The organism is Vibrio sp. V08_P9A1T1, from assembly GCF_963874405.1.
Taxonomy (GTDB): Bacteria; Pseudomonadota; Gammaproteobacteria; order Enterobacterales; family Vibrionaceae; genus Vibrio; species Vibrio anguillarum.
The window spans coordinates 1-2,484 of sequence record NZ_CAWNIB010000220.1; the positions used below are offsets into that span (position 1 = coordinate 1).

The 2,484-nt window shown below is 38.5% G+C and carries 2 protein-coding genes; both read right to left on the reverse strand.

What is annotated here, in order from left to right:
* Positions 1 to 119: 119 nt before the first annotated feature.
* Positions 120 to 338 carry a DUF6500 family protein gene (locus AACT21_RS08845; protein WP_017049924.1) on the reverse strand — a complete coding sequence of 73 codons (219 nt, stop codon included), beginning with the start codon at positions 336 to 338 and terminating at the stop codon, positions 120 to 122.
* Between the two features lie 781 nt (positions 339 to 1,119).
* Positions 1,120 to 2,076, reverse strand: a complete 957-nt coding sequence (locus AACT21_RS08850) for a hypothetical protein (RefSeq protein WP_094164490.1) — start codon at positions 2,074 to 2,076, stop codon at positions 1,120 to 1,122.
* Positions 2,077 to 2,484: the final 408 nt, after the last annotated feature.

Here is a 2,484-nt window from a genome sequence, read left to right on the forward strand (position 1 = left end):
GGGGCTGACAACGCAAAACACTGAACCTAAAATAGCAACCGTAATCACAAATGTTGATTTAAGCAAAAACCGCCACGCGTTGGCAGTCCCTCTTAAACCGTTTGTTATGGCTCAGTTCACTAAATATCAGATTTTACCATTGCCATGATTTTATGAGCTTTTTCAAAATGATCTAATTTGTGTTCTTGAATCCACCATGTGGCGGCTTCCATTAACAAATCTGGATCGTCATTTTTATTAGCAAAAAATGCATAAAATGAAACGCCTACATTATCACCCTTCTGCTCAATCTTCTTGGAACAAACTTGAATTACCTTTTTTCTCAATGAACTACGCACTTGTTAATTGCCTGCTTTGTTAGAAAATGATGGGTAACTTATACAGATTAAAGCATGAAAACAAGAAAAACTGTTTTTATATACAGCCCTAGCCAATTGAATGAGTCATAACGCCCAATTAAGGGGTGAGCAACGCTACCACCCAACCTAAAGCATTGTACCGTAAACACTAAATTTGAAGTAGAAGCAAAAATACCAAGCGTTGGGAATCCCTCTTAAATTGCTTGTTATGTGATTTTTACCGTAAAGTCAAAGTAAACCACCGTAGAAATGAAGAAATTTGAATAACTTACGTACAAAAACGATGCTTACCAAAACCTAAATTTCACAGCGATCTGAGCCAAAGAGAGCCACTTGCAGAATCAACAACAAAGAAAGCGCCCTTTCAGCCACAACAAAACCTTTTGCGTCACCAGACTTTCAGAGCTGAACTTCAACAAGTGAATCAGTCAAAAAGACATTTCAATTAAAGCGATTTGAAACCACCGAAACCCAACGCAAACCAGCTCCAGCACTCCATTGAGGCAACCCAAGAACCTTGGAAATGATCAATCTCAGATTGTTCAAGAATCCATTTCGAGCAAGCCAACTTGCCGAAAACACGGAACGAATTCTCAATAAAATCGTAGCTTTGACCTTAAAAACTCATCAAACACATAACGCCCGGCTAAGGGGTTGACAACGCACCGCCGAACTCAAAAAATACACTGTAAACACTGAACTTCAATTTTGCACTAAAGTCGCCACGCGTTGGCAATCCCTCTTGAGCCGTTTGTTAGGGCTAGGACGTAAATAGATCTCCTTGAGAATCACGCATTTTCTTCGCATGCATGTATCGATACCCTTGTTTGGTCGCTTTAGTTTCTGTGCCTTCTGTTATTTCAATTACCGTAGCTACTGAATATCCAGTAATTTTGATTTCACCAACTTCATCCAGTTCACGAGCAATGCGTAATACACAGGTTATTGTAGATCCATGCTTAAATCCGACTTTTTCGAGCAGCACCTCTTCTTTAAAGTCCGCATCATGCATATCAAAAGAGATAGGTTTATCTTCGTAGATACCTTTCCACTTATACCGACCCTCACGTAAAACTGGAGATATAATTTCTATTACAGCTCCTTCATCGATGTCAGATTTGAGCTTATTTGAGGATAGAATAAAGTTTTTGAAATTAGCTCTTTCAATAACTCTTTCATCAACAAACGGTTCAAAACTTGGGGAAACTGCATTTATGCCAACGCGCGTGACTTTATGATATGAAGATAAGTGGCTGTATAAATTAGAACGGCGTTTAACAATTTTTAAGCTCTTATCAACATGGCGCGCAGCTTTACCAATAGTTTCTTCACCAATTTGTTGTACTGTCTTTTCCTTCAGTTCTAGCTTCAGTTTTTCAATATTGAGTTTCTTTTCTTCTATTGTTAACTGTTTGATTTCCTTCTCCAAAGCATTAACTTCAGGGTCAGATAATGGAACCCTAGACAAAACAACCGTTACAATCATAAGAAGTATAGTTACTTGGTTATTGTTACTACCCAAAACACGCCAGAAATCTCTCAGTCCGCCTTCTCGATAAACTTCTGAGTTCACGTCTATATCGATTTTGAGGATATCGGCGGCTTCAAGTAGTATGGCTAAGATTTCTGCTTCACATTTATTTTTAACAATAGCATCCATTGAATGGCTATCATCATTGAAATAGTAATGCATTTCCAATTTATCTGCGCTTTCCATACTGCCTACTAATTAAAATTAAATATGACGTAATAATACAAGATGCATATTCTTGGGATAATTAAATAGTACTAAAGTGTGACAAACATTGAAGTTAAGAAGAGCCCTAACGCCCGGCTAAGGGGTTGACGACGCATAGCCAAACTCAAAAAACACACTGTAAACACTGAGCTTCAATTTTGTACTAAAGCCGCCACGCGTTGGCAATCCCTCTTGAGCCGTTTGTTAGCTGCTGCACTTTAGCCGGAGATTTGCCACCCAACGGCCTAATTTAAAACACATTATTGCTTTCAAGCAACAAAGTAAAACGGACAACTTCGAAACCAAAACCTAAACCACGAAAAGCACTTGGCAAAGAAGAAATAACCGAGAAACTGACGAGCTTCTAGGGCTTAAATTTACAAAGAA

Coding starts and splice junctions, on each gene's coding strand:
- AACT21_RS08850 (WP_094164490.1), bottom strand. CDS start 2,076: ATGGAAAGCGCAGATAAATTGGAAATGCATTACTATTTCAATGATGAT.